We start from the raw sequence: 25,574 nt of genomic DNA, 5'->3' as shown, positions 1-25,574 counted from the left end.
CCAATGATCTTATAATAGATTACATAATAAAAACCCCAACATACCTTACATTCAAAGTAATGCTTAGGGTCCTTTTATTATAAACTTTCTTTTATAGTTCTTATCCATTGTTTTGCTTTTAATAAACTATCTTCTTTATCTTTCTTTAGAGGGTCCTCAAAAGCCATCTCCCCTAAAAAATCATTTCCTTTTAGCTTTTCTTTGAAATCTTCAAAAGTCTTACCCTCTCGTCCTCCACTATGGCAACAAAACAAAGCGATGCTTTTATTTTTTATTTTATGTTTCTCTAAAAATGTATTAAACACAGGTGCAAATCTACTTGCCCATACTGGCGTTCCAAGAACTATGAGATCATATTTAGATAAATCTTCATTTATCGGCTCAATATCCGGTTTATCCTTAAACATAACCTGCTTTCCTCCCCACAAGTATTTTCTAAATCCACCTGTAGGTATTTGTTTAACTGGTTTTATCTCAGCTATATCTCCATCTAATTCCTTGCTAATAGTTTCTGCAATAAATTTAGTATCACCTTCTAGAGAATAAAAAATTACTAAAGACCTCATTTATAACAACTCCCATAGTCTAATTTTTAAAACTTATACTATATTTCTCAAATCTATCAATATATTCTAACACATATATTCTCTTTTCGTCTTCATTGAACAGTAAAATTGCGTAATCATTTTTATTTGGTTTAAAATAGTATAAAGTCTTCTCTTGTACTTGTGGAATATATTTATTAAACCCAGCTTTTTCATTATTATTAACTGATAGACAATCTCTAAACTTATCTACAAACTCATTTACTTCGCCTTTACTTTCTTTATCAACTAGCTTCCACTTACTAAAATCCTTTAGTTTTTTAGTGTTATCTTCATCATATTCTAAAACTGAATATGCTCTTCCTTCTGCCGGCATCCTCTGTATATCAGACATCACTTTAATTTCATGTTTTGGTTTCGGCACATCTATGCTGAAGTTATTCTTTAGAGTAGATCTTACACTAGAAAAGTATTGGTATACACTAATAATTTGAAACGAAAAAAAAACTAACATAATAAATAAGATAACAGAAATACTTTTAGATGGTTTTCTCATATTCCCTCTCCACTTTTATTATTTAATTGAAGGTGAGCTATTTCGTAGATACATTTCGAATAAAATCCTTTACATCTTTAATATTTTAAAAAGCAACTAGATTGGGGTAATCTAGCTGCTATTTATTAGGGGATCAATAACATTAAACGCTCTTTTGTTAATGGCATTTTGCTAACTTATTCATTTCTAAATCCTATAATATTATTATAAACAATAATTATTAATAAATTATATCTTTTGTGCTAATAATATGTTAATTATTATTAACTTTTTAATATAATTTCCATAAAAAATATAAGGTTTTTGTACATAATTCCAAGCAGAAACTTTTAGCTTAAACTAAATAATTCTTTTTAGAAATATTAAATAGAAAAGTACTATCTACATAGATTTACTAAGTCTATAACATAAATATCACAGATTGTATTTATGGAAAGTTATTATAAACTTTGTCCCAACTCCAACTTTACTCTTGGCCTCTATGATCCCATTATGTGATTCTATTATAGATTTTGAAAGCGCTAGCCCAATGCCAACAGAATCGCTCTTCTTTGAATTTTTCGCCTTATAAAATCTCTTAAATATATTTGGCAAGTCTTCTTCATTTATACCCTCTCCATTATCTTCTATAACCACTCTTTTATATAATGGATTTTCTTCTAAGGTAATGTCAATCTTTCCTCCCCTATCTGTATGCTCAATACCGTTCTTCACTATATTTATTATTGCCTCTTCAATCCATAGCCTATCATGGAAAAGAACCATCTCTTGTTCATCTTGGAAGTTTATCTTTACTCCAGCTTCTCCAGCTTTACTCTCTAGAGCATTGATTGATTCACTTATAGTTTCAATAAGACTTTCCGTTATCTTATCAAACTGTATTGCCTTTGCATCAAGTTTTGCAAGCTTTAGCATACTCTGTATAAGCCAGCTCATTCTATCTAACTGATTAGCGTTGTTTACCAAAAAGGTCTCTCTTTGCTCTTTTGATAATTCCTTACTCAAAAGTATGTCATTATAAACCATCATTGACGAAAGAGGCGTCTTTAATTGATGAGATATATCAGAAAGTAAGTCGACTAAAAACTGTTTTTCTTTCTCAAGCTCTGTTATATTATTTCTTATAATATCTTTCATCGAATTAAACGACACTGCAAGTTTTGAAAAATCTCCCTCTTTATTCTCATTTATATTTATCTCATACTCCCCTTCTATAACCTTTTTAGCTCCTAAAGACAATCTTCTTATTCTCTTGTAAAAAAAAGAGTACTGTATGTAATTGAGTGTTAAAAATATAAGAGTTATAAATAAAAATATCAATATTATAGTGTAATTATTTTTCTTGCTAACATCATTTATATAAGGAAAAAGTTCATTGTCTAAGCTTTCTGTAAGACCATACTTTTTTATGAGTTCAGCTCCTTTTTCTCTTTGTTCTTTATTCGCTTCCTTTGTTATAAGGGGAATAAGTTCTTTTTCTAAAGATGGGTCTTTCTCTATAACTCTAGCAGTGATAGCCCCAACACTTTTTATATAATCATCCTTTAGATTATTATTGTAGATTTTTAAAGCAAATAAAGTAATAAATAAAAACATTGTTGTCAATAAAAAAAGAATAACTGAGCTCAATTTAAGCTCAGGATTTGCAAAATATTTTTTCATATTAAATTCTCCCTAAACTAAACTATCAACTTCCTTATTCCACTTATACCCAAGCCCTCTCTGAGTGACTATGTATTCTGGTTGTTTTGGATCGTCCTCTATCTTTTCTCTTATTCTCTTTATATAAACTGCTAATGTATTTTCATCGAAGAAAACTTCTGATCCTTCTATCAATTGCTCTAATATCTCATCTCTCTTCATTAGAACTCCATGTTTATTTAAGAAAATTAATAGAAGTTTATATTCTTGAGCTGTAAGAATTATATCTTTATCACCTTTACTAACAGTGGCACTAGAAGTATTAACTATTATATCTCCACTCTTTAATCTGTTGGCAATAGATTGATTCTTAATCGTTCTTCTCAGTAAAACCTTAACTCTTGATAACAGTTCTCTTACTCTAAAAGGCTTTGTTATATAATCATCTCCACCTATTTCAAGCCCTAAAACCACGTTTACTTCCTCATCCAATGCCGTTAAAAACATAATTGGAACCTCACTGTCTTCTCTTATCTCTTTACATAGATCATAGCCACTTCCATCTGGCAAGTTTACATCGAGTATTATAAGATCTATATTCTTACTTTTAAAAATGTTTCTTCCTTCCCCTAAAGTTGAAGCTCTAAGCACTTCATAACCTTCATCCTTAAGAGTAAATTCTATTCCTAGAGCTAATGACTGATCATCTTCTACTAGCAGAAGCGTAGTTGCCATTCTATGCACCTCACTAAATAATATAAATTTATTGCTAATTCTTACATATAATTATATAGAAACACCATAATTCTGCAAATCTTCATTTAAATTTTCATTACTATTATTAATTACTTCTTTTGCTAAAAACATTAATCCTATACATAAATATACTACTTTAACTATTTCCATAAACTTATTCATGATAACTTCTCCTTTGTTATTAAAATTTTCACTATTTTTATTTTTTCTATAGAGGTACCATTCCGTAATAAAATTTACATTTTCAAAGAAACTTTTTACTAAATCTTATCTATGTATTAATTATATCTTTACCAAACCTACTACTCCATAAATGAGGGCTTACAGAAAAAGAGTTTGTCTTACAGATCTGTAAGACAAACTCCTATAATTAAATTTCCTTCACTCAATACGAAGCTCTAGTTTTCCGTTATCATCAATATCATTTATCGTTACACTAATGTTTCCTCTATACCCCTTTTCTAAATATCCTACTAGGTATTTTTCATAGTACTTCCCCGTCTTATCTTTATAAGTTAAAAGTATTTGATCCTCTCCATTTAATTCACTAGTATCAATTTTATATTCCCAAAACCTTCTAGGTTCTAACTGTGATATATTTTTTATAGTTCCATTTACTTTATACCTTAACTCTAGATTGTTAACAGTTCTATCGGCTTTATTACTAATATCTATTTTGTATACACTAGTAAACTTTATAATATCAATAATCACTAGTAATAGTACAAAAGCTATACCTAATCCAACTTTAATCTTCTTATTCATAGACATCTCCTAGCTCTTGCTAATTATTAATATAAAGAAATATATTCTTTGTTTATTCTTCTCTTATTGCCTCAATAAGATTTGTTTTCTTTATTCTAGAAAGCGGTGAAAGAACTGATAAATATCCAATTATTAATGATGCAATAAATGATATAATCATAGCACCAATAGGCACTTTCCATGCAAACTCTCTCACATCTGAAATAGACTTATACAATAAATATGACAATCCACAACCTATTATAGAGCCATATATAGTTCCTGCTACGGCATACAAAATACCTTCTAGCACAATCATCTTTTTAAGTCCCTTTTGAGTAAGCCCTATAGATTTAAGTGCTGCAAACTCTCTCTTTCTTAAAATTATATTTGTAGTTATTGTATTGATTATATTTACTGAACTTATAAGAGAAATTACGGTAATGAATCCATATATCAATATTTGTATCATTAGCGCACTTGCTTTCTCTCTCCTGTTTCCATCTATTTGATTGTATACGTAAAGTGAATTATTAGATTTAGTAAAGCTCTCTATTTGTTCCCCTGCAGTTTTATCTGCATTTATATCTTTTATTTTTATTAATAGAGAGTTTGGTTCAAGCTTATCCTTCTCCATAATCTTTTTAGTAAGTGCCTCGGTTGTAATAAGCTTTAGCCCATTTGATGCCCCACTATTATCAAAAGGATCAGTTGATACTATTCCCATAACCTTAACGGTTATTACTTTTCCTTTTCCAAATTCCTTTGGCTTTTCATCTGCCTCAGAATTGGTTGAATCTTTATCTATTTCATCATACTGAATTGGAATTTCATCTCCAACCTTAATATTTGCTATAGGTCCTAAATATTTTTTCTTAGTTGCTTGATTTAATATTTTATCCTTCTTTATTAGGATTACTCCATTTTCCTTTTCTAGTTTAGCCTTATCTATGCTTCCTTCAACTAAGTATTTCTTTGATGCTTCTAGAGATTTATCATCAAAAGGCTGAACTGTAGAAGTTATTAGAGTTTGTTCCTTGCCATTATAATTTACACTTTTATATACATTTCCAATATTCTTTACTTCTTTTAATTCCTTGTTATTATCGATTGCTGCACTAAAATAATAATATCTGTAACTATTATAGACTTCCTTTACAGAGCTTAATTTTTTAACCTCTTCAGCCATAGCATTTAGACTAGTATTAGTTTTATTTTCATCATAATCATTGTTATTGACTGTAAAATGTATATCTCTTGATTCATTTGGCTCATTAGTTACAGTTAGCGTCATGTCCATAAAGGAACTAAAGGTTATAAAAAGCACTATGCTTATAACTATAGAAAATACGGTTATTCTATATCTTTTTCTATTTCTCTTTATATTCTTAGCCGCCATAGAACCTTCAAAGCCAAAAAGCTTTTTAATTATTCTATTCTCAGTCTTTTTTATCTTTCCTTTTGTTATTGAATTTCTACTGCTTATAGCTAAAAGCGGAGATATTCTTCCCGCAAATATGGCTGGTAGCAGAGCTGATAGATAAACAGATATAATCCCAACTATAAAGCTAGATATCAGAACCATAGGGCTTATTACTAGCTTCGTAGCTACTACAGAGTCACTACCTATAAGTTTAAATACAATAGATAGTATAGTTATAGCTATTAATCCAAATATTAACCCAATCGGTACTGCTATAAAAGCAAGTATAGTGGCTTCCTTAAGTACTATGAACCTTATCTGCTTAGGTGTAGTTCCTACTGCTCTTAAAAGACCAAATTCCTTCATTCTTTCAACAACACCAATTTGAAAAGAGTTATATATAACTGCCACTGTACAAATCACTACAATAGAAACTATTATAAATACAGCTGACCATAACCCATCTAACCCATCGCCTTTTGTACCAGCGCCTTCAAGCCTCAAAACAGGTCCATTTTCTAAAACCTTTTTCTCATCTCCTATTTTTGTGAGCTCGTTAATTGCTTTTCTAAGATTTATACCTGATTTAACCTGCACTAAAAGTGTTGAATCTCCTTTAGATAAATTATCATTCTTTGTAATTATTCTTGCTTTATTTCCTTCTTGAGTAGAAGAACTATCTTCAAGTATTCCTACAAGAGTATAATCTTTATCAGCAAGTTTTATTTTGTCACCAACTGTTATGGACTTTGATATATAGCTTACCGCCCATCTTTCAACAGCAATCTCCTGTTCATTATTAGGCATTCTTCCTTCTTTAATCTTAAATGGTAGTAAATCTAGTGCTTTGTTTGTAGTTACTAATTTATCTGCAATTATATTATCATTTAATTTTATCTCTCCATCTACTTTATAATATCCGTACTTGCCCACCTTAGGATTGTTCACAACCTGTTCAAACACCTTATCAGTGGTATCTTTATACATAACATGGAAAGAGCCATAGTCATCTCTGGCATTATCTAGTTCAACCTGTTGCATTCCTTTAAAAAATAACCCAATAGTTGAAATTAATGCTACTGATAAGACTATTCCTATTATAGTCAGCAAAGCTCTCTTTTTATTGGCCTTTAAATATCGTCCAGTTATTTCTTTATAGCTACTTATCATAACTTTTCCCCCTCTATTCTACTCTTATCTGCTTTTCAAGGTTTTATCAGAAATTATCATTCCATCTTCAATAGTTATAACCCTATCTGCCATAGTTGCTATATTTACATCATGAGTTATAAGTATCAAAGTCTGATTGTATTTTCTCGCAGTAAATCTTAAAAGCTCTATAACCTCTTTAGAATTCTTACTATCAAGATTTCCTGTAGGTTCATCAGCGAGTATTATTGAAGGTTTATTTAAAAGAGCTCTTCCAATAGACACTCTTTGCTGCTGACCTCCAGAAAGTTCTGAAGGCAAGTGTCCTTTTCTATCTATTAGCCCTAAAATCTCAATTATTTCATTTAAATATCTCTCATCAACTTTTTCGTTATCTAAAAGTGCTGGCAAGGAAATATTCTCCTCTACATCTAACACAGGAATTAGATTAAAAAATTGAAATATAAAACCTATCTTTCTTCTTCTAAAAATTGCAAGCCTTTCTTCTTTATAATTATAGATGCTTTCTCCATCTATAATTACCTTTCCACTAGTTGGTGTATCTAATCCACCTAAAAGATGTAAAAGTGTACTCTTTCCTGAACCTGAAGCCCCTACTATAGCTACAAATTCACCTTTGTTTATAGATAAACTCACATCTTTTAGAGCTTGAACTATGTTATCTCCTTTACCATAAGTTTTATTTAAACTTTCAACCTTCAATATTTCCATTTATGAATCTCTCCCTTAACTTTTTTATAAATCATCATCACTTATCATGTTCTAATTATATCCATTATTAGTGTTCTACTCTATATCAGTACACTTACAAAATAGCTCTGTACCTTACAGAACTGTAAGATAAAAGTTGTTATATCGTCCATCACTTAAATTAGTTATATTGCACTCATTACATATCGCCTTTAATGTGAATAAATAAAAACATATATAGAAACAATAGTTATATATTTTTACACCCATAGCGTTGATTCCCATGTTTATCATATTTACGGAAGAATATTAAGATTACATAGAGTGAACCTTGGAAGGAGGGTCACATTATTGGATACAAATGATACTTCAAAAAATCAAACTCAATCAAAAGCTGAATATAACAAAAAACTCTCAACTTCACTTGACTCAAATATTGCATTGTTTAAAGAAATCTTTGCAAAAGATGATACATTGAGGATAAGAAATATCCAAAATCAATACCAAAACAGTATAAGATGCTCTACTATCTTTATTGACGGAATGGTAAGCAATGATTATATAAGTAAGAATATTATAAGACCTATTTTGAACGCTGATCTTTCAAAAGATAATCCAGAGAATATATTTTATAAACTACTGAATCAAATTCTGCCTTCTAGTGATGTAAAAGAATCTAATGATATATCTGAAATTATAAATTGTATTATAGGTGGTGATACTATTCTTATAGTAGACCACTCCTCATCTGCTCTTATAATTGATTCAAAGGATTTTAAAGTTAGAGCCATAGATGAACCTACATCTGAAAAGGCTCTTAGGGGCTCAAAGGAAGGATTTACAGAATCTCTAATGATTAATTTATCTTTAATAAGAAGAAGAGCTAAAAGTACCAATTTAAAATTCCAATTTAGACGAATAGGTGAAGAAACCAATACAAATATATGTTTATGTTATATGGAAGGTAAGGTCCAAGACAAAATATTAAATGAGTTGATTACTAGGCTAGATCAAATCAATATTGACAGTTTAATTGATTCTGAATATATTCAGGAAATGATACAGGATGCTCCCCTATCTCCTTTTGAAACTGTTGGGAGCACAGAAAGACCTGATGTTGTGGTTGGAAAAATTCTTGAAGGACGGATAGCTATATTAGTTGACGGAACTCCTTTTGCACTAACTGTCCCTTTTTTATTCGTTGAGTATTTTCAGACTGGTGAAGACTATTACAACAATTACCTCTTTATGTCTTTCAATCGAATTATAAGAATAATTGGTTTTATATTTACAGTAAGTGTTCCGGCACTATATATTTCCATTGTAACATATAACCAGGAAATGATACCTACTAATCTATTGCTTAGTATATATGCAGCCAGAGAAAATGTGCCACTGCCAACAATTTTGGAAGCTATATTAATGATATTTAGTTTTGAGGTTTTAAGAGAAGCTGGAACAAGACTTCCATCTGATTTAGGTGAAGCCATAAGTATAGTTGGGGCGTTAGTATTAGGTCAAGCAGCTGTTGACGCTAGGCTTGTCAGTGCTCCCATGGTTATAATCGTAGCTATAACTGGAATTGTAGGATTATTAAATATAAAAATAGTTGGCGCTACCATATTTTTAAGATTTATATTCCTTATTTTATCTGCTTTCTTAGGCATCTATGGTTATCTCTTTGGTGTAATAGGCTTCATTGTCTATCTCATGAGTTTACGCTCCTTTGGAGTCAATTACATGAATACAGTAGGATCTTTCAGCTCTGAATCTATAACAGATTCACCTATAAGAGCTCCTTGGTGGTATCTAAGCCTACACAATTACAAAATTTCTGTAAAAGGTCGTATTAAAGGGAAAAATAGGTGATACAATGAAACTTTTAAAGTCTATTTCACTACTACTAATATTAATTATTACTGTTAATCTAACAGGCTGTTGGAACTATAGAGAGATAGAAAGTATGGCCATAGTTGCTGGAGTATCAATTGATAAGAGTCAAGATAATAAAAAATATGAAATGACAGCTGAAATTATCGATATTGAAAGCGGTAAAGATTCAAAATCAGTCCCAAGATATATAACTCTCACTGGTGATTCTATTTTTGATATAGCACGAAACATGATTACAATTTCTGATAGAAAGCTTTACTGGAGCCATGCTAAGTGCATAATAGTCAGTACTTCTTTAGCAAGAGAGGGGCTTGGAGATATTATTGACTGGTTCATTAGAGACGCAGAAACTAGATCAGATATGTATCTATTAGTTTCTACTGAAAAAACAGCTAAAGAAGTAATTACTGCTTCACCAAACTCTGGGAAGATTATGTCATTAGAACTAGCCAATCAATTAAGAAATCAAAAACTTGCCTCTAGAGCTCCTATACTTGACCTTTGGGATTTTGCTGATAGCTTAATACAGCAAGGGAAAAGCGCTACTGTTCCAAGAGTCATCTTAAACAGACAATCTGGGAAACCAACTCCAAGTATAGATGGAATCGCTGTATTCAAAAAAGATACTTTAATCGGAATAATTGAAGGAACTGAAACTAAGTATTTACTTTTCGCCCTTAATAAAATCAAAGGTGGTCTTTTGCTAGTATATACCGAAAATCAAAAACCACTTACATTAGAAATATTCCAAAGTAAAACTAAAATCAAACCTTTTTTAAAAGGTGATTCTCTTAATATTAATATTATGACAGAAACTGTAGTAGCTCTCGCCGAAGACCAACCTTTAATTGAATTTTATAAAGAGGAACAGAGAAAGGAAATAGAAAGAAATGCTTCTTTGGTTCTTCAAAACTCAATATATAGCTCTATAAAGAAAGTTCAAGAAGAATATGGCAGTGATATATTTGGTTTTGGAACTAAAGTACGTGAAGATATGCCAAAGACATGGAAAAAGTTATCCACCTCTTGGAGCGATAAGTTTAAAGATGTACCAGTGTCAGTTACTTCTAAAATTAAGATAAGAAATAGTGCTACTACCTCTAAGCCGCTAGAAATAGGTGATTAATATGTTAATAGTAGTTATTTTGTTTTATATAGTAATTGTTTTAGTAGATCAAGTTAATCTATTTAAGCAAGGGCTAAAAAAAGATTTTTATATAAGCAGCTTAATGTGTATTTTATCTTTTATCATAGCTGTATCACTAGCCCTTAAAATAGATATCTTTAGCCCTGCTAAGCCAATAGAAAACATTTTTAAGTTTATGTTACAAAAATAATTATACAGGTGGTGACTTATGGAAAATGAAGTTGTTTGTGATAAGCTCGCTCTTAGTACAGTTATTCTATTTGTATTTGGTAGTACTATGATACTTGGTGCAGCTGGAGAAGCAAAAAATGGTAGCTGGATTGCTATTATAGCAGCAACTATTTTAGTGATACCTCTTTTGCTAGTATATTGTAGGCTCTTAGCTCTATTTCCTAAAAAAGATATATTTGATATATTCGTAATATTATATGGAAAGTATATAGGCAAACTTTTTTGTGTCTTATATATATGGTACTTTTTCCACTTAGGAGCCTTGGTTATACGTAACTTTGCAGAATTCATGAATACTCTTGCTTTGCCAGAAACACCAATGATAGTAACCATAATGTGTCTGTCATTATTATGTATATGGAGTTCAACTCATGGAGTAGAAGTGATGGCAAGAAGTTCAAGAATCCTTTTAATAATTTGCCTACTTTTTGTGTTTATAATTGCAAGCTTATCAATACCCCAAATGAGATTTCATTATTTAAAACCTTTTTTTAGTATGAAAACTAGTGATTTCTTAAATGGTACCTTTTCAGCTTTTTCATTTCCCTTTGCTGAGGTAATTGTTTTTACAGGAGTTTTTTCGTGCTTAGAAAAAAGAAATTCTTCCTATAAGGTGCTCATTAAAGGTGTTGTCATAGCTTCAGTCTTCATTGTATATATATCAATGAGAAATATAATGGTATTAGGTCCAAGTACATTAAATCTCCTATACTTTCCTTCATATGTTGCTATAAGCAGGATACATTTAGGAGACTTTCTTCAACGTATGGAAGTTTCAGTAGCAATAGTTTTCGTAAGCGCAATATTCATAAAGGTTAGTTTTTGCCTAATAGCTGTTAGCAACGGAATTAGTAAACTTTTTAACCTTAAAGATTATAAATCCCTAATAATTCAAACCGGATTATTGATGAGCTACTTAGCCTATACTATTTATGACAGTACTATGGAAATGCAATATTGGGCAATAACTATTTATAAATACTACGCATTTCCTTTTCAAGTTATAATACCTGTTATTACGTTACTATTTGCACACTTTAAGATGAAAAAATTAAAGCATATTTCCTGTAACTAATACAAATTTAGCCTAAGAGAACCACCTCCTAGGCTAAACATCTATATCTTCATTATATTTCCATCACTCAAACTTTTTATATTCTTTTTATATTAATTCTTTGCGTAAGCTCATTAAAGCGTTGGATGATTAACCAATCAATTTCAATACGATGCTTTAACAGCGCCTAAATTAAAAAACTCGTAAATTAAGTCTATAACACTAGATTTAATTAGCATATAAATTTATTTCTTAGTATAAATATCCTTGAGCTTTTAAAAGTTCTGCAATTAACACTGCCCCACCAGCTGCGCCTCTCAAGGTATTATGAGAAAGACAAACAAATTTATAATCGTACACTTTGTCTTCTCTAAGCCTCCCCATTGTTATTCCCATTCCATTCTCAAAGTTTCTATCAAGTTTTGTTTGTGGTCTATCAGCTTCCTCAAAATATTTAAGAAACTTTTTAGGAGCGCTTGGAAGACTTTCAACTGATTCTGGTATATTAAAGTTTTCCCATAACCTTATTATATCTTCTTTGGATGGTTTATTTTCAAAGCTTACAAACACAGCTGCTAAATGACCATCACTAACTGGTACTCTAATACATTGAGTTGTGATTATTGGCTGCTTAACATCTTCTATCTTATCTCCCTTGACTTCACCCCATATTTTTAGCGGTTCATTTTCACTCTTTTCTTCTTCTCCGCCTATATAAGGAATAACATTATCCAACATTTCTGGCCAATCTTCAAAGTTTTTTCCTGCTCCTGAAATTGCTTGGTAGGTACATGCTAATATGCTCTTAGGCTTAAATTCAGATAAAGCACTTATTGCTGGTACATAGCTTTGAATTGAACAGTTAGGTTTTACTGCTATAAATCCTTTGTTAGTCCCCAGTCTTTTTCTTTGGCTATTGATTATTTCGATGTGATCTCCATTTACTTCTGGAATAACCATCGGAACATCTTCTACCATTCTGTTGGCTGAATTACATGAAACAACTGGAACTTCATGCTTTGCATACAATTCTTCAAGTTCCTTTGTTCTATCTTTATTAAGAGAAACAGCACAGAAAACAAAATCTACCTCTTTAGATATTTCTTCTACAGCTGCTCCATCCTTTATAATAATACTTTTTAAGTTTTCAGGAATAGGTCTTGTCATCTTCCATCTATCCTTAACTGCTTCTTCATAAGTTAACCCAGCTGACCTACCACTGGCAGCTATAACTTTAACTTCAAACCACGGATGATTCTCCAGAAGAATTGTCAATCTCTGTCCAACCATTCCAGTTCCACCTATAAGTCCTACTCTTAGCTTATCACTCATATCATTCACTCCTAATTTAAATTATTCTGTTTTTACATTCAAATATGAAACCATTCCTATAGATAAACTGACTATTATCTTTTTCTTCAAATATACTGAATTCCAACCTCTATTTATTTATCATTAACTATACGGTTTTATCTAAATATATGTTATCATGACCATATGCATTAGTAAAATTGAAAGTTTTGATTGATATGTTCATTTTTTTTGATAATACCATATTATATTTTATACTTCATTATTATCTTATGCTTATGGTATAAATAGACAACTCTATAATTAAAAAATAGAAAATATATTATATACTTGAATGGAGATGATATTATGGATTTAAAACAGCTCAATTCCTTTATTACTATATGTAAATTACAAAGCTTTACTCAAGCTGCTCATTCCTTAGGCTATGCCCAATCTACTATAACTACCCAAATAAAACTTTTAGAAAGTGAACTTGGTGTAAAACTTTTCGAAAGAATAGGAAAAAATATAACCTTAACACATCAAGGAAAAAAACTACTACCTTATGCCAAACAGATGCTTAAACTTTCCTCGGAGATAAAAAATGTTTTGACCAGTGAAGATGTTCCAAGCGGAGTACTCACTATAGGTGCTGCTGAGTCTCTATGCGTACTTAGACTACCAGAAATATTAAAGGAGTACAGAAGACTTTATCCTAATGTAGAAGTATCTATGAAGTTTGGAAACTGCACCGACTTTAGACATTTTCTTCGTGACAACTTTATTGATGTTGCTTTTTCTTTAGGAACTAGGATAGAAGCTAATGATTTTATAACTGAAGTATCCTTCGATGAGCCAATGCTTCTTTTAACAGCTCCCGGACATCCTCTATTAGAAAAGGCTGAAATTCTGCCAGAAGATATCGCAAAAGAATCTCTTATATTAACTGAACTAGGCTGCAGTTATAGAGCTGTATTTGAAAACATACTAAACAGCTATAATCTAAAAGCAAATGTAGTTTTAGAAACCGGAAGTGTTCAAGCTATAAAGCAATTTACTATGAGCGGATTAGGAATAACACTTTTACCAAAGGTAGCTGTAGAGGAAGAATTGAATCAAGGAAGATTAGTTTCATTAAATTGGGCTGGTCCTGATTTTGGAATAGTATCTCAGGTTCTTTATCATAAAGATAAATGGCTTTCTCCTGCTTTAAAAGCCTTCTTAAAATTATCAAAAGAAATGATGTAGCCTAAGATCCTAATACTATGTTAAACCTATAATAATATGTATAAAATAAATGTTGATAATGATTAGCACCTCAGTAAAATGGCAAGTATTTAGATAATAACTACTATTTAAATATTTCTTTGATGAGGTGCTCTAATTGATAAAACAACGTACAAAACTAAAAAAATTAGGTTTATCCAAAAACCAAATCTCTAAAAAAGATTTCTACAAAACAAGGTCAGTAAATTATTGTCCTGCATGTAGTTCAGAAAACCATGTTAAATATGGATTTTATAATGGAATACAAAGATATATATGTAAGGATTGTAGAAGAACCTTCTCCAAAACAACCAACTCATTATGGAGTTATTCAAAAAAAGATGCAAGTACATGGTTAAATTTTATGGACTTATTAGTAGAAACCAAATCTTTGAGATTTTGTGCAAAAAAGCTCGGTATAAGCTTGGTAACAGCCTTCTATTGGAGGCACAAAATACTGCACAGTCTAACATTAGATACTGATAAACTTAAAAACTTAAAAGGAACAATTCATATCGGAACAGCCTCCGTTAAAGAAAACTTTAAAGGCAGTAGAAATTTAAAAAGCAACATTGAAGAGGCCTGTTTAAGTGACAACTTGAATTTAAAAGATAAGTTTGGCTCAAGAGATAGTATTTGGATTGTTGCAGCAACTGGATCAGATAACTATATGTTTGCCAAACCAGTTTTTAAAAATAACTGTAATATGCGTACTTTCAATGAAAAAGTCTACACAGAAATAGATAAAGATTCGTATATAATTGCATATCAAAATTCTTATTTGAAAGCCCTCGCAAGGAGGCATAATAAGTTAAAAAAATTATACAATAAAACTCACATGCACCAAGAACCCGTTGACCTAAGAATAAAATGTTTCAGACCAAATCTCAGATCCTTACTTTGTACCTTTCATGGGGTAGCTACAAAATATCTACAAAGATATCTTCGCTACTTTATACTTCTAAATATAGATGAAAATTTGAATTATAGGGATATTTTATCTAATTATTCATTAGCAAAGAACAAATTCATTAACACTGATAGGATTAGGTTGATCAGCAACAAAATGTATTAATTTTTATATTCAATATTCCGATTATACTGGTTTTAAAGATTCAAAAGTTCGGACAGAATCCCATTTTCAAAAACGTGCTACTCACCATACATTAATCTTATATATATAAGGTCTAATAGGTTTATTCGCAAAAGTATTGAAGTAATTATACTTTAATTAAATTGATTAATTAAATTGATTAATTAACTTAACTAGAATATACATTATAAATATTGCACAGTATGCTAAAAAGCTTGTCCTAATCATCAACATTAATTTAATACATATACTAATGTACTTTACATAAATATAAATACCTTCAAACCCATTATGAGAATGCTTTTAAAGGTATTTATAAAGTCTATAAATCTATAAATCTAACTTATGTCTCAATTTACATATATAATTTTCTGGATCTTCGCTTTGCATTACAGACGACATAATTGCAGCTCCATAGGCACCACACTTCATTATATGATTTATATTATATTCACTTATTCCACCAATGGCTATCACAGGTATTTTTACACTTTCACATATTTTCTTTAAAAAATCTACTCCTCTTCCTTTCATGCTTTCCTTACAAGAAGTTTCAAATATATGACCAGCTATTAAATAGCTTGCCCCCTTTTGCTCAGCTAATATAGCCTCTTCAAGAGAATGTATTGAAACACCTAAAAGGCCATCAAACTCTTCCTCAAAATTCATAAACATATTAAAGCTTAAATGCACCCCATCAGCATCAACATCTTTTGCTACTTTATAGTTTCCGTTAATTATAAATAATGCTTTACTGCTAATTAACTTTTCCTTTACTTTAATTGCAAGATTCATGAGACTATAGTCATCCAAATCTTTTTCACGTAGTATTATTGCTGTTGCTCCCCCTTTTACGCTGCTTTCAGCTATTTCTGGAAGGGTTCCGTCTTTAATCAATCTTCTATTAGTAACTACATAAATTCCTTTATCCATAAATTTATTCCCAATCCTTCAAAACAGCACAGTAGCCTTTTGATGAAAGCATGATTTTTATCTCTTCTACCGTCCTTGTATCAGAGATTTCAAACTGTCCATCGCCTTTGTTTTCCTTTTCCTTTGTATGTCCTCCTATTTCCGTGGATACTCCAGCAGACATCTTTGTTACTCCTAATGGAATAAGATTATCTCTAAACTCTGCACTTTCTCTAGTTGTCATATTTATACCAGCTCTAGGAAGGAATAGCTTAGAAGCAAGCATTATCTGAACTAAGTTTCTATCGCTGATTTCATGTAAGTCAGTGAAGCTTCCTGCATGAGGTCTTATTCTTGGAATAGAGATATTCATCTCCATATGAGGAAAATTATCTTCAATATATTTTGCATGTAGTCCCGAAAGATATGCTTCCTTTCTCCAATCAGTAAGTCCATATAATGCACCAACGCCAATTCCTCTTATGCCCGCCTTGCAAGCTCTCTCTGGTGTTTCAAGTCTAAATTTATAATCCTTTTTAGGGCCTCCAAGGTGTATCTTATCATAAACCTCCATATTATAAGTTTCTTGATATATGGTAAGTGCATCTACTCCAGCTTCTACAAGTTCTCTATACTCATCTTCATCTAAAGGATATATCTCTATTGCTATTGAGTTAAAATACTTTTTCATTATCTTAACAGCATCTTTTATGTAAGATACCGGGCTATGAAATCTAGACTCACCAGTAAGAAGAATAACATGCCTAAGTCCACTTTCATATATAATCTTGCATTCCTTCTCTATTTCATCCATAGTGAGTTTTTGTCTATTTATATTATTATTTAAATTATAGCTGCAGTAAGCACATCTATTAACACAGTAGTTAGAAATATATAGTGGAGTATACAGAACTACTGATTTTCCAAAATTGCTCATAGTCAGATTATGTGCTTTTTGCGCCATAGTCTCTAAAAACTTTTCTGCCACCGGTGATAGTAAGCATAAAAAATCTTCTTTACTTATTCTATCTTTTTTAAGTATATTCATTATTCTATCTTCTGTTACGTTGTTAAGGAAACCATCAAATTTATAATCTTGTACTTCCTTAGCTATATCATAAAAACTCATTTATTCCACTTCCTATCTTAAAAATCCAGTTAATGGCGATGACGCTTCAGCCTTAAATCTCTCAGCACCTAGCTTAGCTAAATATCCTTTTCTTCCACCTTCAACTGCAAGTTTAAAAGCTTCAGCCATAAGTACTGGATCTCCTGCTGTAGCAAGTGCAGTATTTATAAGCACAGCTTCAGCTCCCATTTCCATGGCTTCTGCAGCATCTGATGGTTTGCCTATCCCTGCATCCACTACGATTGGAACTTTTATTTCATCTATAAGTATTTGTATCATTTCCTTTGTTCTGATTCCTCTGTTACTTCCGATAGGTGCTCCAAGAGGCATTACAGCAGCTGCTCCTGCATTTACCATTCTTCTGGCATCCATAATATCTGGATTCATATATGGAAGTACAATAAAACCTTCTTTTGCTAGAACTTCTGTAGCCTTTATTGTTTCATAGTTATCTGGAAGAAGATACTTATTATCTGACATGATCTCAATCTTAACCCAGTTGCCACAGCCTGCAGCTTTTGCTATTCTTGCAAGTCTTATAGCCTCTTCAGCATTTCTCGCACCTGAAGTGTTAGGCATTATAACACAGTCTTTTATATAACTTAGTATATTCTCTTCTTCGTCACTAAAATTAACTCTTCTTAAAGCAGCAGTAACAACTTGAGTTCCACTAGCTTTTATTATATCTGGTATTATTTTATTTGAACCATACTTTCCAGTACCTACAAAAAGTCTGCTTTTAAGCTCTACTCCACCTATATTTAATAAATCTCCCATTATATTTCCTCCCCTAAAATAATTCTTACCGCAGCATTTGCTTCATGATTAGCTGCAACTGCAACTCTTGAAGCCATAAGCCCGCAGCCTATTGCCGCTTCCGTTTCCATATCTCCTATCATGTACAGATTATCCTTTAATTTTCTAGTTATAATAGAATTGCTGCTATAAAATCCTGAAACACCAGAAGCTGCTATAACCTTTTTGTCCTTCATTGAACTTAACACCGTTCTGACTATAGTTGCCTTTGCAGTGGGATCATCAAAAGCTTCGATTATTATATCTACATCTTTGAATACATCTTTTATATTATTTTCATCAAGTTTCATGTCCCTTACCTCAACTTCAACGAAAGGATTGCAATCACTTATTACATCCTTCATAGCTTCAGTTTTTTTCATACCAATATGTCTTACAAAATAATATTGTCTATTTAAATTGCTTGGTTCAACTATGTCATAATCAATAAGCAAAAGCTTTCCTATTCCCATTCTTGCTAAGGATACCGCTGCATTTGAACCAAGACCTCCAAGTCCAGCAATACCAACCTTAGCTTTTTTAAGCTCTTCATGAACGAAAGGGGTATGTCTTGCTACCATAAGAGCCTCTAGCTCTTCCTTAGAAGGCATCTCTCCTCTTTTTATTAAAACAATCTTATCAAATTCCTTAATTTCTATGTCTTGTTTTAAGGGAAAGGAGTTATATATCAATATATCTGCATCTGCCTTAAAGACTTCTCTTATAGAGTAAGCTGTACTATCCTCTGCAACTTCCCTAAGGACCTCATTTACATATATCTTCATTTTAGCCGCCTCCCACAAACCTTATTAACTCCACCTCAGATTCAGAACTTAATTTTTTGACTGCGTATTCATTCTTATCAAGAATTACTCTATCAACTTCTACAACAACTTTATCTGAATTTATCTTTAGCTCATCTAAAAGCTCTGCTACTGTTATGGTTGCTTTAAACTCTTTCTTTTCTCCATTTAATATCATTAATCACACCTCCTAAATATTAAGTTATATATTTTAAAAATTCCGTAAATCTCATGTTCCATAGCTTTAATTAAATATTTATAACTTCTTTTATTTATAACTTTTTATATTTATAAATTCTTTTATTTATAAAATCATATGATTATAAAATTATAAAATTATATAAATATATAGCAATATCAACGGTTGTAGCCATTTTAAATATTACGATGTTCATCATTAAGAAGTCTATTTCTTCTAAATATTCAAATCCTCATTATTTAGTATCTTTTTCATGGTTCTCATAGAACACATCTTTCCACACATTGTACAGCTGTCCGGATTTTCAGGTGAGGATTCTTTTCTATATCTTCTCGCTTTTTCCTCATCAATAGAAAGCTCAAACATTCTTTCCCAATCTAAATCTGCTCTTGCCATACTCATTTCGTTGTCCCAGTCCATTGCACCTTTTACTCCTTTTGCAATATCTCCCGCATGAGCTGCTATCTTTGCTGCTATTATTCCTTCCTTCATATCTTCTAGGGTTGGAAGTCTTAAATGTTCAGCAGGTGTAACATAGCACAAGAAGTCTGCACCACTTGAAGCTGCAATTGCACCACCTATAGCCGAAGTTATATGATCATAACCTGGTGCTACATCTGTTACTAAAGGTCCAAGTACATAGAAAGGAGCTCCATGACATAGTTTTTTTTCTAATAGCATGTTGGCTTGTATTTCATTTATAGGCATATGTCCTGGCCCCTCAATCATAACTTGAACATTTCTTTCCCAAGCTCTCTTTGTTAGTTCACCTAAAGTAATTAGTTCCTTTATTTGTGCTGGATCAGTAGCATCCTTTATAGATCCTGGTCTACAAGCATCTCCTAAAGAAATTGTAATATCATATTTTTCGCAAATACCTAAAAGCCTATCGTAATACTCATAAAATGGATTTTCAGCTTTGTTAAGTTCCATCCATGCAAAAAGCAATGAACCTCCTCTTGAAACTATATTGGTAAGTCTAGGATTATTTTTTACTATCTTAGCAGTTTCTTTGTTTAGTCCTGCATGAATCGTTACAAAATCTACTCCATCTTCTCCATGTTTTTCCACTACTCTAAAAAATTCATCCACAGTTATATCCTTAAGATCTTTATCATAGAAACCTATAGCATCATACATAGGAACTGTTCCAAGCATTGCAGTAGACATATCCACAATCTTTTTTCTTAGGTGTTCAGTTTTCCCATAGTTAGATAAGTCCATTATCGCTTCAGCTTTCATATTTAGCGCAGTTCTCACTTTTTCTAGTTCAACATCCAGATCACAACAATCCTTTGAAATCCCTAGATTTACATTTATTTTTGTACGAAGTCCTTGTCCGACTCCTTCAGCACTTAAAGATTTATGATTCTTGTTCGCAGGAATAACCACTTTTCCTTCCGCAATAAGTCCTCTTAAAACTTCTATATCTAGTTTTTCCTTTTCTGCAACTACTTCCATCTCCTTAGTTATAATTCCTTTCTTAGCGGCGTCCATTTGTGTTGTGTAATTCATACAATAATCTCTCCTTAAATATAATTTTTTTAATAAAGAAAACAAAAAAGCAGCCATTTGTAAGAAATACAAAAGACTGCTTAACAGCATATTTATCCAAATAAAAAAACTTGCAAAAAGCAAGCTTAAATACGAATAAAGCCCTTGCTTCCCTACGATGGTTCTAACCATATCAGGTTCATGGAGTTAGGATAAACTATCCCTCTCAGCCTTACGGCACCCCCAGCAAATATCTGGTATATTTAATTTTTATTAGTTTTACATCACGATTATACCTCTATTATCCTTATTTGTAAATTGGGTATTGATTATTTATTACTTCAAATTTCTAAGTTTAGCTATTATAAGTGATATTATAGGAAATACTATTTCCGGAATCCAAGCATAAACTGGATATATATTTGCAGCAGTATAAGATTGATTTACTGGTGATTCGTACATAGTAATCGAAAATATTATACTAATAATAACTATAGGCGAAACTATATGCTTGTAGGTTTTAAGTTTAAGAATTTGAGCTATACTTAATACGGTTCCATAGCAGAATATTGCGATTTTCATAAATACATTAAATAATAATACAACTGCTATTAAAGATTCTAGCCTGCTGATAATATCAGCTATATCTATAAGCTTTGCTACTTGAAATGAAGACTGAATCTCAAATTCACCTACTATTCCTAAGGCTAGTGTATTTCTAACAATAATCATTAGGAAAAATACTACACCTATTATCATTCCTTTAAAAGAATATTTCTTTATATTTTCTTTATCTCCTACACTTGGAAATATCATGAGAAAGATTAAAAGTTCTCCAAATGGTATTACAGTTATTACATTTACTCCCTGTAAAAACTGCATTGAATTAAGTTGAAACATAGGTAACATATTTTTAATATCATATTGACTAAAAAGCATGACAGCTATTATAATGGCTGCTACTATTGTAAAAATAGTAAAAAATGGTGCCATTCTCGCCACAACCTCTATTCCTTTTCTAATTACATATATACAAGTGATACTTATTGGCACTATAAAGACAATAATATCTGTTTCCTGCATAAGAAAAGTTGAGAAAAAATCAGCAATAAATCTTAAGTTTGCAGCTACTATAAACCAAAAATGATATATGTAAATAATTGATACAAATTTCCCAAGATATGCTCCATATGTAATATCATTTATCTCTATTATATTTTTCTCTGGAAAGCACTGAGCTAAATTCAAATAAACTTGTAGCAAAAAGCATAGTATAAAAAAACTTACCACAACTACTACCCAAGTATCTTGCTTAGTGACTCCACTTATAAAAGTTGCAGTGAGCGTAGACCCTTGAAGTAAGGCTATTATCAGAAACATTAACTCTGAACTTGATATCATGCCCTTTTCTATCTTCATAATCAGCACTTCTCCCATTATAGTTTGAAACATGTTTATCTTGTTATGATTAGTGATTCTTGCTAAACCTTTTATAATATATCAGAAATTAAGGTGTGACCTCTAATCATAATGTCTTTTAATACAATATGTAAAAGCTTTAGTATGCAAACTCTATTTATATATAGTTTAAATGAAGTAAATCCTTAATTATATATTGCAAAAAATCTACTGGATTGAAAATAGGTATTCTTAAAACATAAAAAATGCTTAATATAAAGGCTATTGAAGTAAAAATTAAAAAGGTCATCAATTCTTTAAGCTGTCTCTTTTTGAGCAGTTCTGGAATTTCTATAAGTATTATAATCACGAAAGAAATTATTATCCAAAGCATATCTTCACCTCACAAAATATCCTTCTATTTGCCTTGATAAGTAGGTGGTTTTGTTATTTTACCCATTCTTCTTATCTTTGCATTTACCTCCACATTAACAGTTATTTTCTGAAACTCATTATCCCACTTATTCTCAATTGATTTCCACTTCTTTGGTTTATATTTATATATTAGATCTCCAAATCCAAATACATCTGCATTCATCTCTTTAGCTTTACTCCAGGTAGACAAAACTTGATTTCCAATATATAAGTTTTCATTTTCCTCAATAACTTTAATAATTTTGGGAATTGACAAATCTTCTGAAGAAGTTTGTTCCAATATATCTCCTTCTGCATCAATATATATATTCATATATATATGTTCGCCTTCTATCTTAGGTTTTACATGTGTCTTTGATCTTATTATCCTTACCGCTACTTTATCATTTCCATTTGGAGAATTCACTGTAATTGTTCCATACTTTACCTTGTTTATCCCCCATAATAGCCCCATAGATTCACTTTCATTAAGTTCACCTATCATTTTGTCTTTTTTGAAAACAGCTGTGCTTGCTATATAAGGCACCTTTGTTTTCTCATCAACTGTTTTCATCTGTATTATTGGTATCACTGGAGAGGTAGTTTTACTCATCAATCGTGCCGTAAATTCTTTAAAATTTATTAATGGAAGTTGAGATACATTTTTTTCGTTTTTAATTAATTTACCTATATTGATTCCTGGATCATCCTGTGTATTAGTATGTGTCTCAAGAATGCTTGCAGCTTCCCCATCACTTACCAACATCCACGTTAAAGGTCTCATCTCTCTTTGTCTTAAAAAAAAGTCCAATTGTTCACTTAATCCTTGCTGTGCTAAATCTTTATTGAATATAACTACTTGATTATGTGCGAAAAAAAGTACTCTATTGTATTCTCTACTAATATTTTTAAGAGCATCTGAAACATTTTTTCCCTTTTCCTTAATATTTACAAACTGCTCTTTCCCCCCCACTCCTGAGTTAGACTTTTCAAGTTTAGGTACTCCAACCTGAGCTGTAATATTTAAATCTTCTTCCTTGCTTGATTTATCAAGTGCAACTCCAGTTACTATACCTAATTTGTTTAACTCCACTGCACTCCAACAAGAAGTAAGACTTAACGATAGAATGATACAAATTAACAACATAATTATACTTTTCATATTTTTCATAACTTTACTTCACCTCTGCATCAACTATAGAGTTCCTGACTCAACCATGATTTTGCATATTCCAAAAATCTACAGAGACTAGCTTTAGCTAAAAAACTGCCATAGTTAAGTACTTAATTTTCCTCTTTATCATTAAAATCAGGCTTCATATCTTCATCTTGTCTAAAAATATTTTTCCATCCAATTGCTGCAGGTCTTTTGTTCATTTTCCATAATGGTGCCCTTACTAGTGTATCCTTCATATCATCCTTAACTAGTGGAGCTAGTGGAGAGAAATAAGGTACTCCAAAAGACTTTAAAGACACAGCATGTGCAAATACTATGAGTACGCCAATTCCTAACCCAAATATTCCAAGCGACCCACCTAATATTAAAAATACTATTCTTAATATAGATATAACATCTGTATATACCGGAATCACGAAGCTTGACACAGCAGTAAGTGCTATAACTATTACTAATAATCCACCTACAAGTCCAGCTGATACAGCCGCTTCACCTATTACCAACGCCCCAACTATGCTTACTGCCTGACCCACTGGCCTAGGTAGTCTAACTCCTGCTTCTCTTAAAATTTCAAATGTAACTATCATGAGTCCTGCTTCCACAACTGCAGGAAAGGGAACTCCTTCTCTTCCAGCTGCAATAGTAAACAAAAGTGTGGTAGGTATTAGTTCCTGATGGAAAGTCGAAAGCACAACATAAGTTACTGGAGCAAATATACTTATAAAAAAACACATATACCTTAACATTCTTATCATACTAGCTAAATATGGTCTAGAGTAATAATCCTCTGCACTTTGAAATGCTTCTACAAATAGCATCGGCATAGTTAATACGAACGGTGTGCCATCAACTAAAATACAAGCTCTCCCTTCTAATATTTTTGCTGCAGCAGTGTCGGATTTTTCGGAATTACCTATAGTTGGAAATATGGATTTAGGATTATCTTCTATTAGCTGTTCTATATATCCAGACTCTAAGATTGCATCTATTTTTATTTTGTTAAGTCTCTCCTTTATTTCCTGTATCAACTTAGGATCTGCTATATCTTTTAGATAAGCTATACATACGCTGGTTCTTGTTTGTCTACCTATCCTGATTGATTCAAAAACTAAGTTGGGACTTTTTATCCTACGTCTTATTAAAGCCATATTAGTAGCTATATTTTCTGAAAACCCTTCTCTCGGACCTCTTACAACAGCCTCTGTCTTAGCTTCCTCCACCCCACGACTTTCCCAGGCTTCTGAATGGATTATTAATGCTTCCTCTGAGCCGTCTAGCATAAATACAGTTTCACCTGATAAACATGCATCTATTATTTCCTGCTTAAAACTAGTTCTCTTTGCATGAGCTACTGACAACATATTTTTTTCTATAAAATCTATATTGGCTTGCATATTCTTAATATTTGCTATTCTGCTATCATACATAAATACTTTCATTATGGTTTCATTTATAACAAAGTTTTCATTTAGCCCTTCAACATATATAAGTCCTGCACTAAATTCTCCATTTTCACCGAAGGAAAACAACCTATAAATAATATCTAAACTTTCTCCAAAGACTTTTTTAAAATTATTTATATTATCTTCTAATTTATTTGATATTCTTTCTCCACCCTTGTTATTGTTTTCCACTTTTTCTGATGTTTTCCCTTGATCTTCAAAATTAATATTTTCCTGATTGCTCAACAAACTTTTCAGTTTTCTACCTATGTATTTAAACATTTTTTTGCTCCTATAGTTCAAATTGTT

General features: G+C 31.4%; 25 protein-coding genes and 1 riboswitch. Of the genes, 6 read left to right on the top strand and 19 right to left on the bottom strand.

Going from position 1 to position 25,574, the window contains the following annotated elements:
- Positions 1 to 77: 77 nt before the first annotated feature.
- From OCU55_RS00535 to OCU55_RS00500, 8 genes are all read right to left on the bottom strand, one after another.
- Positions 78 to 566, bottom strand: coding sequence for a flavodoxin family protein (locus tag OCU55_RS00535; RefSeq protein WP_261850381.1), 489 nt, complete (start codon positions 564 to 566; stop codon positions 78 to 80).
- Positions 567 to 585: 19 nt separating this feature from the next.
- Positions 586 to 1,101: a hypothetical protein gene (locus OCU55_RS00530; protein ID WP_261850380.1), complete on the bottom strand. Its 516-nt coding sequence runs from the start codon at positions 1,099 to 1,101 to the stop codon at positions 586 to 588.
- Between the two features lie 414 nt (positions 1,102 to 1,515).
- Entirely contained in the window at positions 1,516 to 2,763 is a 1,248-nt protein-coding gene (locus OCU55_RS00525; RefSeq protein WP_261850379.1) for a HAMP domain-containing sensor histidine kinase, read from the bottom strand.
- Between the two features lie 12 nt (positions 2,764 to 2,775).
- Positions 2,776 to 3,477, bottom strand: a complete 702-nt coding sequence (locus tag OCU55_RS00520) for a response regulator transcription factor (RefSeq protein ID WP_261850378.1) — start codon at positions 3,475 to 3,477, stop codon at positions 2,776 to 2,778.
- A gap of 51 nt (positions 3,478 to 3,528) precedes the next feature.
- Complete coding sequence (locus OCU55_RS00515; RefSeq protein WP_261850377.1) at positions 3,529 to 3,660, bottom strand: hypothetical protein; 132 nt, start codon at positions 3,658 to 3,660, stop codon at positions 3,529 to 3,531.
- A 219-nt stretch (positions 3,661 to 3,879) separates the two neighbouring features.
- The gene (locus OCU55_RS00510) at positions 3,880 to 4,263 is read right to left on the bottom strand and encodes a hypothetical protein (RefSeq protein WP_261850376.1); all 384 of its coding nucleotides are present in this window, start codon (positions 4,261 to 4,263) and stop codon (positions 3,880 to 3,882) included.
- A gap of 52 nt (positions 4,264 to 4,315) precedes the next feature.
- Positions 4,316 to 6,835 (bottom strand): ABC transporter permease, encoded by a 2,520-nt coding sequence (locus OCU55_RS00505; protein WP_261850375.1) that lies wholly within the window; start codon positions 6,833 to 6,835, stop codon positions 4,316 to 4,318.
- A gap of 24 nt (positions 6,836 to 6,859) precedes the next feature.
- Positions 6,860 to 7,546, bottom strand: coding sequence for an ABC transporter ATP-binding protein (locus tag OCU55_RS00500; RefSeq protein ID WP_261850374.1), 687 nt, complete (start codon positions 7,544 to 7,546; stop codon positions 6,860 to 6,862).
- 330 nt (positions 7,547 to 7,876) lie between these two features.
- Here OCU55_RS00500 and OCU55_RS00495 point away from each other — a divergent pair, with 330 nt between their 5' ends.
- From OCU55_RS00495 to OCU55_RS00480, 4 genes are read left to right on the top strand one after another with little or no spacing between them, the layout of a single operon-like run.
- Complete coding sequence (locus OCU55_RS00495) at positions 7,877 to 9,394, top strand: spore germination protein (RefSeq protein ID WP_261850373.1); 1,518 nt, start codon at positions 7,877 to 7,879, stop codon at positions 9,392 to 9,394.
- Between the two features lie 4 nt (positions 9,395 to 9,398).
- Positions 9,399 to 10,544 carry a Ger(x)C family spore germination protein gene (locus OCU55_RS00490; RefSeq protein ID WP_261850372.1) on the top strand — a complete coding sequence of 382 codons (1,146 nt, stop codon included), beginning with the start codon at positions 9,399 to 9,401 and terminating at the stop codon, positions 10,542 to 10,544.
- A 1-nt stretch (position 10,545) separates the two neighbouring features.
- Positions 10,546 to 10,755, top strand: coding sequence for a hypothetical protein (locus OCU55_RS00485; protein WP_261850371.1), 210 nt, complete (start codon positions 10,546 to 10,548; stop codon positions 10,753 to 10,755).
- An 18-nt stretch (positions 10,756 to 10,773) separates the two neighbouring features.
- Positions 10,774 to 11,871 carry a GerAB/ArcD/ProY family transporter gene (locus tag OCU55_RS00480; protein WP_261850370.1) on the top strand — a complete coding sequence of 366 codons (1,098 nt, stop codon included), beginning with the start codon at positions 10,774 to 10,776 and terminating at the stop codon, positions 11,869 to 11,871.
- Between the two features lie 231 nt (positions 11,872 to 12,102).
- Here the strand turns inward: OCU55_RS00480 and asd are convergent, their stop codons facing one another.
- Positions 12,103 to 13,182 carry an aspartate-semialdehyde dehydrogenase gene (gene asd / locus OCU55_RS00475; RefSeq protein ID WP_261850369.1) on the bottom strand — a complete coding sequence of 360 codons (1,080 nt, stop codon included), beginning with the start codon at positions 13,180 to 13,182 and terminating at the stop codon, positions 12,103 to 12,105.
- 327 nt (positions 13,183 to 13,509) lie between these two features.
- Here asd and OCU55_RS00470 point away from each other — a divergent pair, with 327 nt between their 5' ends.
- Both OCU55_RS00470 and OCU55_RS00465 read left to right on the top strand, forming a co-directional pair.
- Positions 13,510 to 14,391, top strand: a complete 882-nt coding sequence (locus tag OCU55_RS00470; protein WP_261850368.1) for a LysR family transcriptional regulator — start codon at positions 13,510 to 13,512, stop codon at positions 14,389 to 14,391.
- Between the two features lie 136 nt (positions 14,392 to 14,527).
- The gene (locus tag OCU55_RS00465) at positions 14,528 to 15,484 is read left to right on the top strand and encodes an IS1/IS1595 family N-terminal zinc-binding domain-containing protein (protein ID WP_261850367.1); all 957 of its coding nucleotides are present in this window, start codon (positions 14,528 to 14,530) and stop codon (positions 15,482 to 15,484) included.
- A 348-nt stretch (positions 15,485 to 15,832) separates the two neighbouring features.
- Here OCU55_RS00465 and OCU55_RS00460 read toward each other — a convergent pair whose 3' ends face one another.
- The 10 genes from OCU55_RS00460 to OCU55_RS00415 form a co-directional block, all read right to left on the bottom strand.
- On the bottom strand, positions 15,833 to 16,435 hold the full coding sequence (locus OCU55_RS00460; RefSeq protein WP_261850366.1) for a thiamine phosphate synthase: 603 nt from the start codon (positions 16,433 to 16,435) through the stop codon (positions 15,833 to 15,835).
- Positions 16,436 to 16,439: 4 nt separating this feature from the next.
- Complete coding sequence (thiH, locus tag OCU55_RS00455) at positions 16,440 to 17,543, bottom strand: 2-iminoacetate synthase ThiH (protein WP_261850365.1); 1,104 nt, start codon at positions 17,541 to 17,543, stop codon at positions 16,440 to 16,442.
- Positions 17,544 to 17,555: 12 nt separating this feature from the next.
- On the bottom strand, positions 17,556 to 18,320 hold the full coding sequence (locus OCU55_RS00450; RefSeq protein WP_261850364.1) for a thiazole synthase: 765 nt from the start codon (positions 18,318 to 18,320) through the stop codon (positions 17,556 to 17,558).
- Positions 18,320 to 19,123, bottom strand: coding sequence for a sulfur carrier protein ThiS adenylyltransferase ThiF (gene thiF, locus OCU55_RS00445; RefSeq protein WP_261850363.1), 804 nt, complete (start codon positions 19,121 to 19,123; stop codon positions 18,320 to 18,322). The genes OCU55_RS00450 and thiF overlap by 1 nt, the downstream gene beginning before the upstream one ends.
- A 1-nt stretch (position 19,124) precedes the next feature.
- Positions 19,125 to 19,319: a sulfur carrier protein ThiS gene (gene thiS / locus OCU55_RS00440; protein ID WP_261850362.1), complete on the bottom strand. Its 195-nt coding sequence runs from the start codon at positions 19,317 to 19,319 to the stop codon at positions 19,125 to 19,127.
- A 237-nt stretch (positions 19,320 to 19,556) separates the two neighbouring features.
- Entirely contained in the window at positions 19,557 to 20,855 is a 1,299-nt protein-coding gene (gene thiC, locus OCU55_RS00435) for a phosphomethylpyrimidine synthase ThiC (protein WP_261850361.1), read from the bottom strand.
- A 132-nt stretch (positions 20,856 to 20,987) separates the two neighbouring features.
- A riboswitch (TPP riboswitch) is annotated at positions 20,988 to 21,089 on the bottom strand.
- A gap of 81 nt (positions 21,090 to 21,170) precedes the next feature.
- Positions 21,171 to 22,253: a GerAB/ArcD/ProY family transporter gene (locus OCU55_RS00430; RefSeq protein WP_261850360.1), complete on the bottom strand. Its 1,083-nt coding sequence runs from the start codon at positions 22,251 to 22,253 to the stop codon at positions 21,171 to 21,173.
- A 157-nt stretch (positions 22,254 to 22,410) separates the two neighbouring features.
- Positions 22,411 to 22,626: a hypothetical protein gene (locus tag OCU55_RS00425; protein WP_261850359.1), complete on the bottom strand. Its 216-nt coding sequence runs from the start codon at positions 22,624 to 22,626 to the stop codon at positions 22,411 to 22,413.
- Positions 22,627 to 22,650: 24 nt separating this feature from the next.
- Entirely contained in the window at positions 22,651 to 23,817 is a 1,167-nt protein-coding gene (locus OCU55_RS00420; RefSeq protein WP_261850358.1) for a Ger(x)C family spore germination protein, read from the bottom strand.
- A 113-nt stretch (positions 23,818 to 23,930) separates the two neighbouring features.
- Positions 23,931 to 25,547, bottom strand: a complete 1,617-nt coding sequence (locus tag OCU55_RS00415; RefSeq protein WP_261850357.1) for a spore germination protein — start codon at positions 25,545 to 25,547, stop codon at positions 23,931 to 23,933.
- Positions 25,548 to 25,574: the final 27 nt, after the last annotated feature.

It is taken from the genome of Clostridium folliculivorans, assembly GCF_024341905.1.
GTDB classification, from domain to species: Bacteria; Bacillota; Clostridia; order Clostridiales; family Clostridiaceae; genus Clostridium_AR; species Clostridium_AR folliculivorans.
Note: the sequence above shows the minus strand (reverse complement) of the source record. Positions and strands in the feature narration are given on the sequence as shown.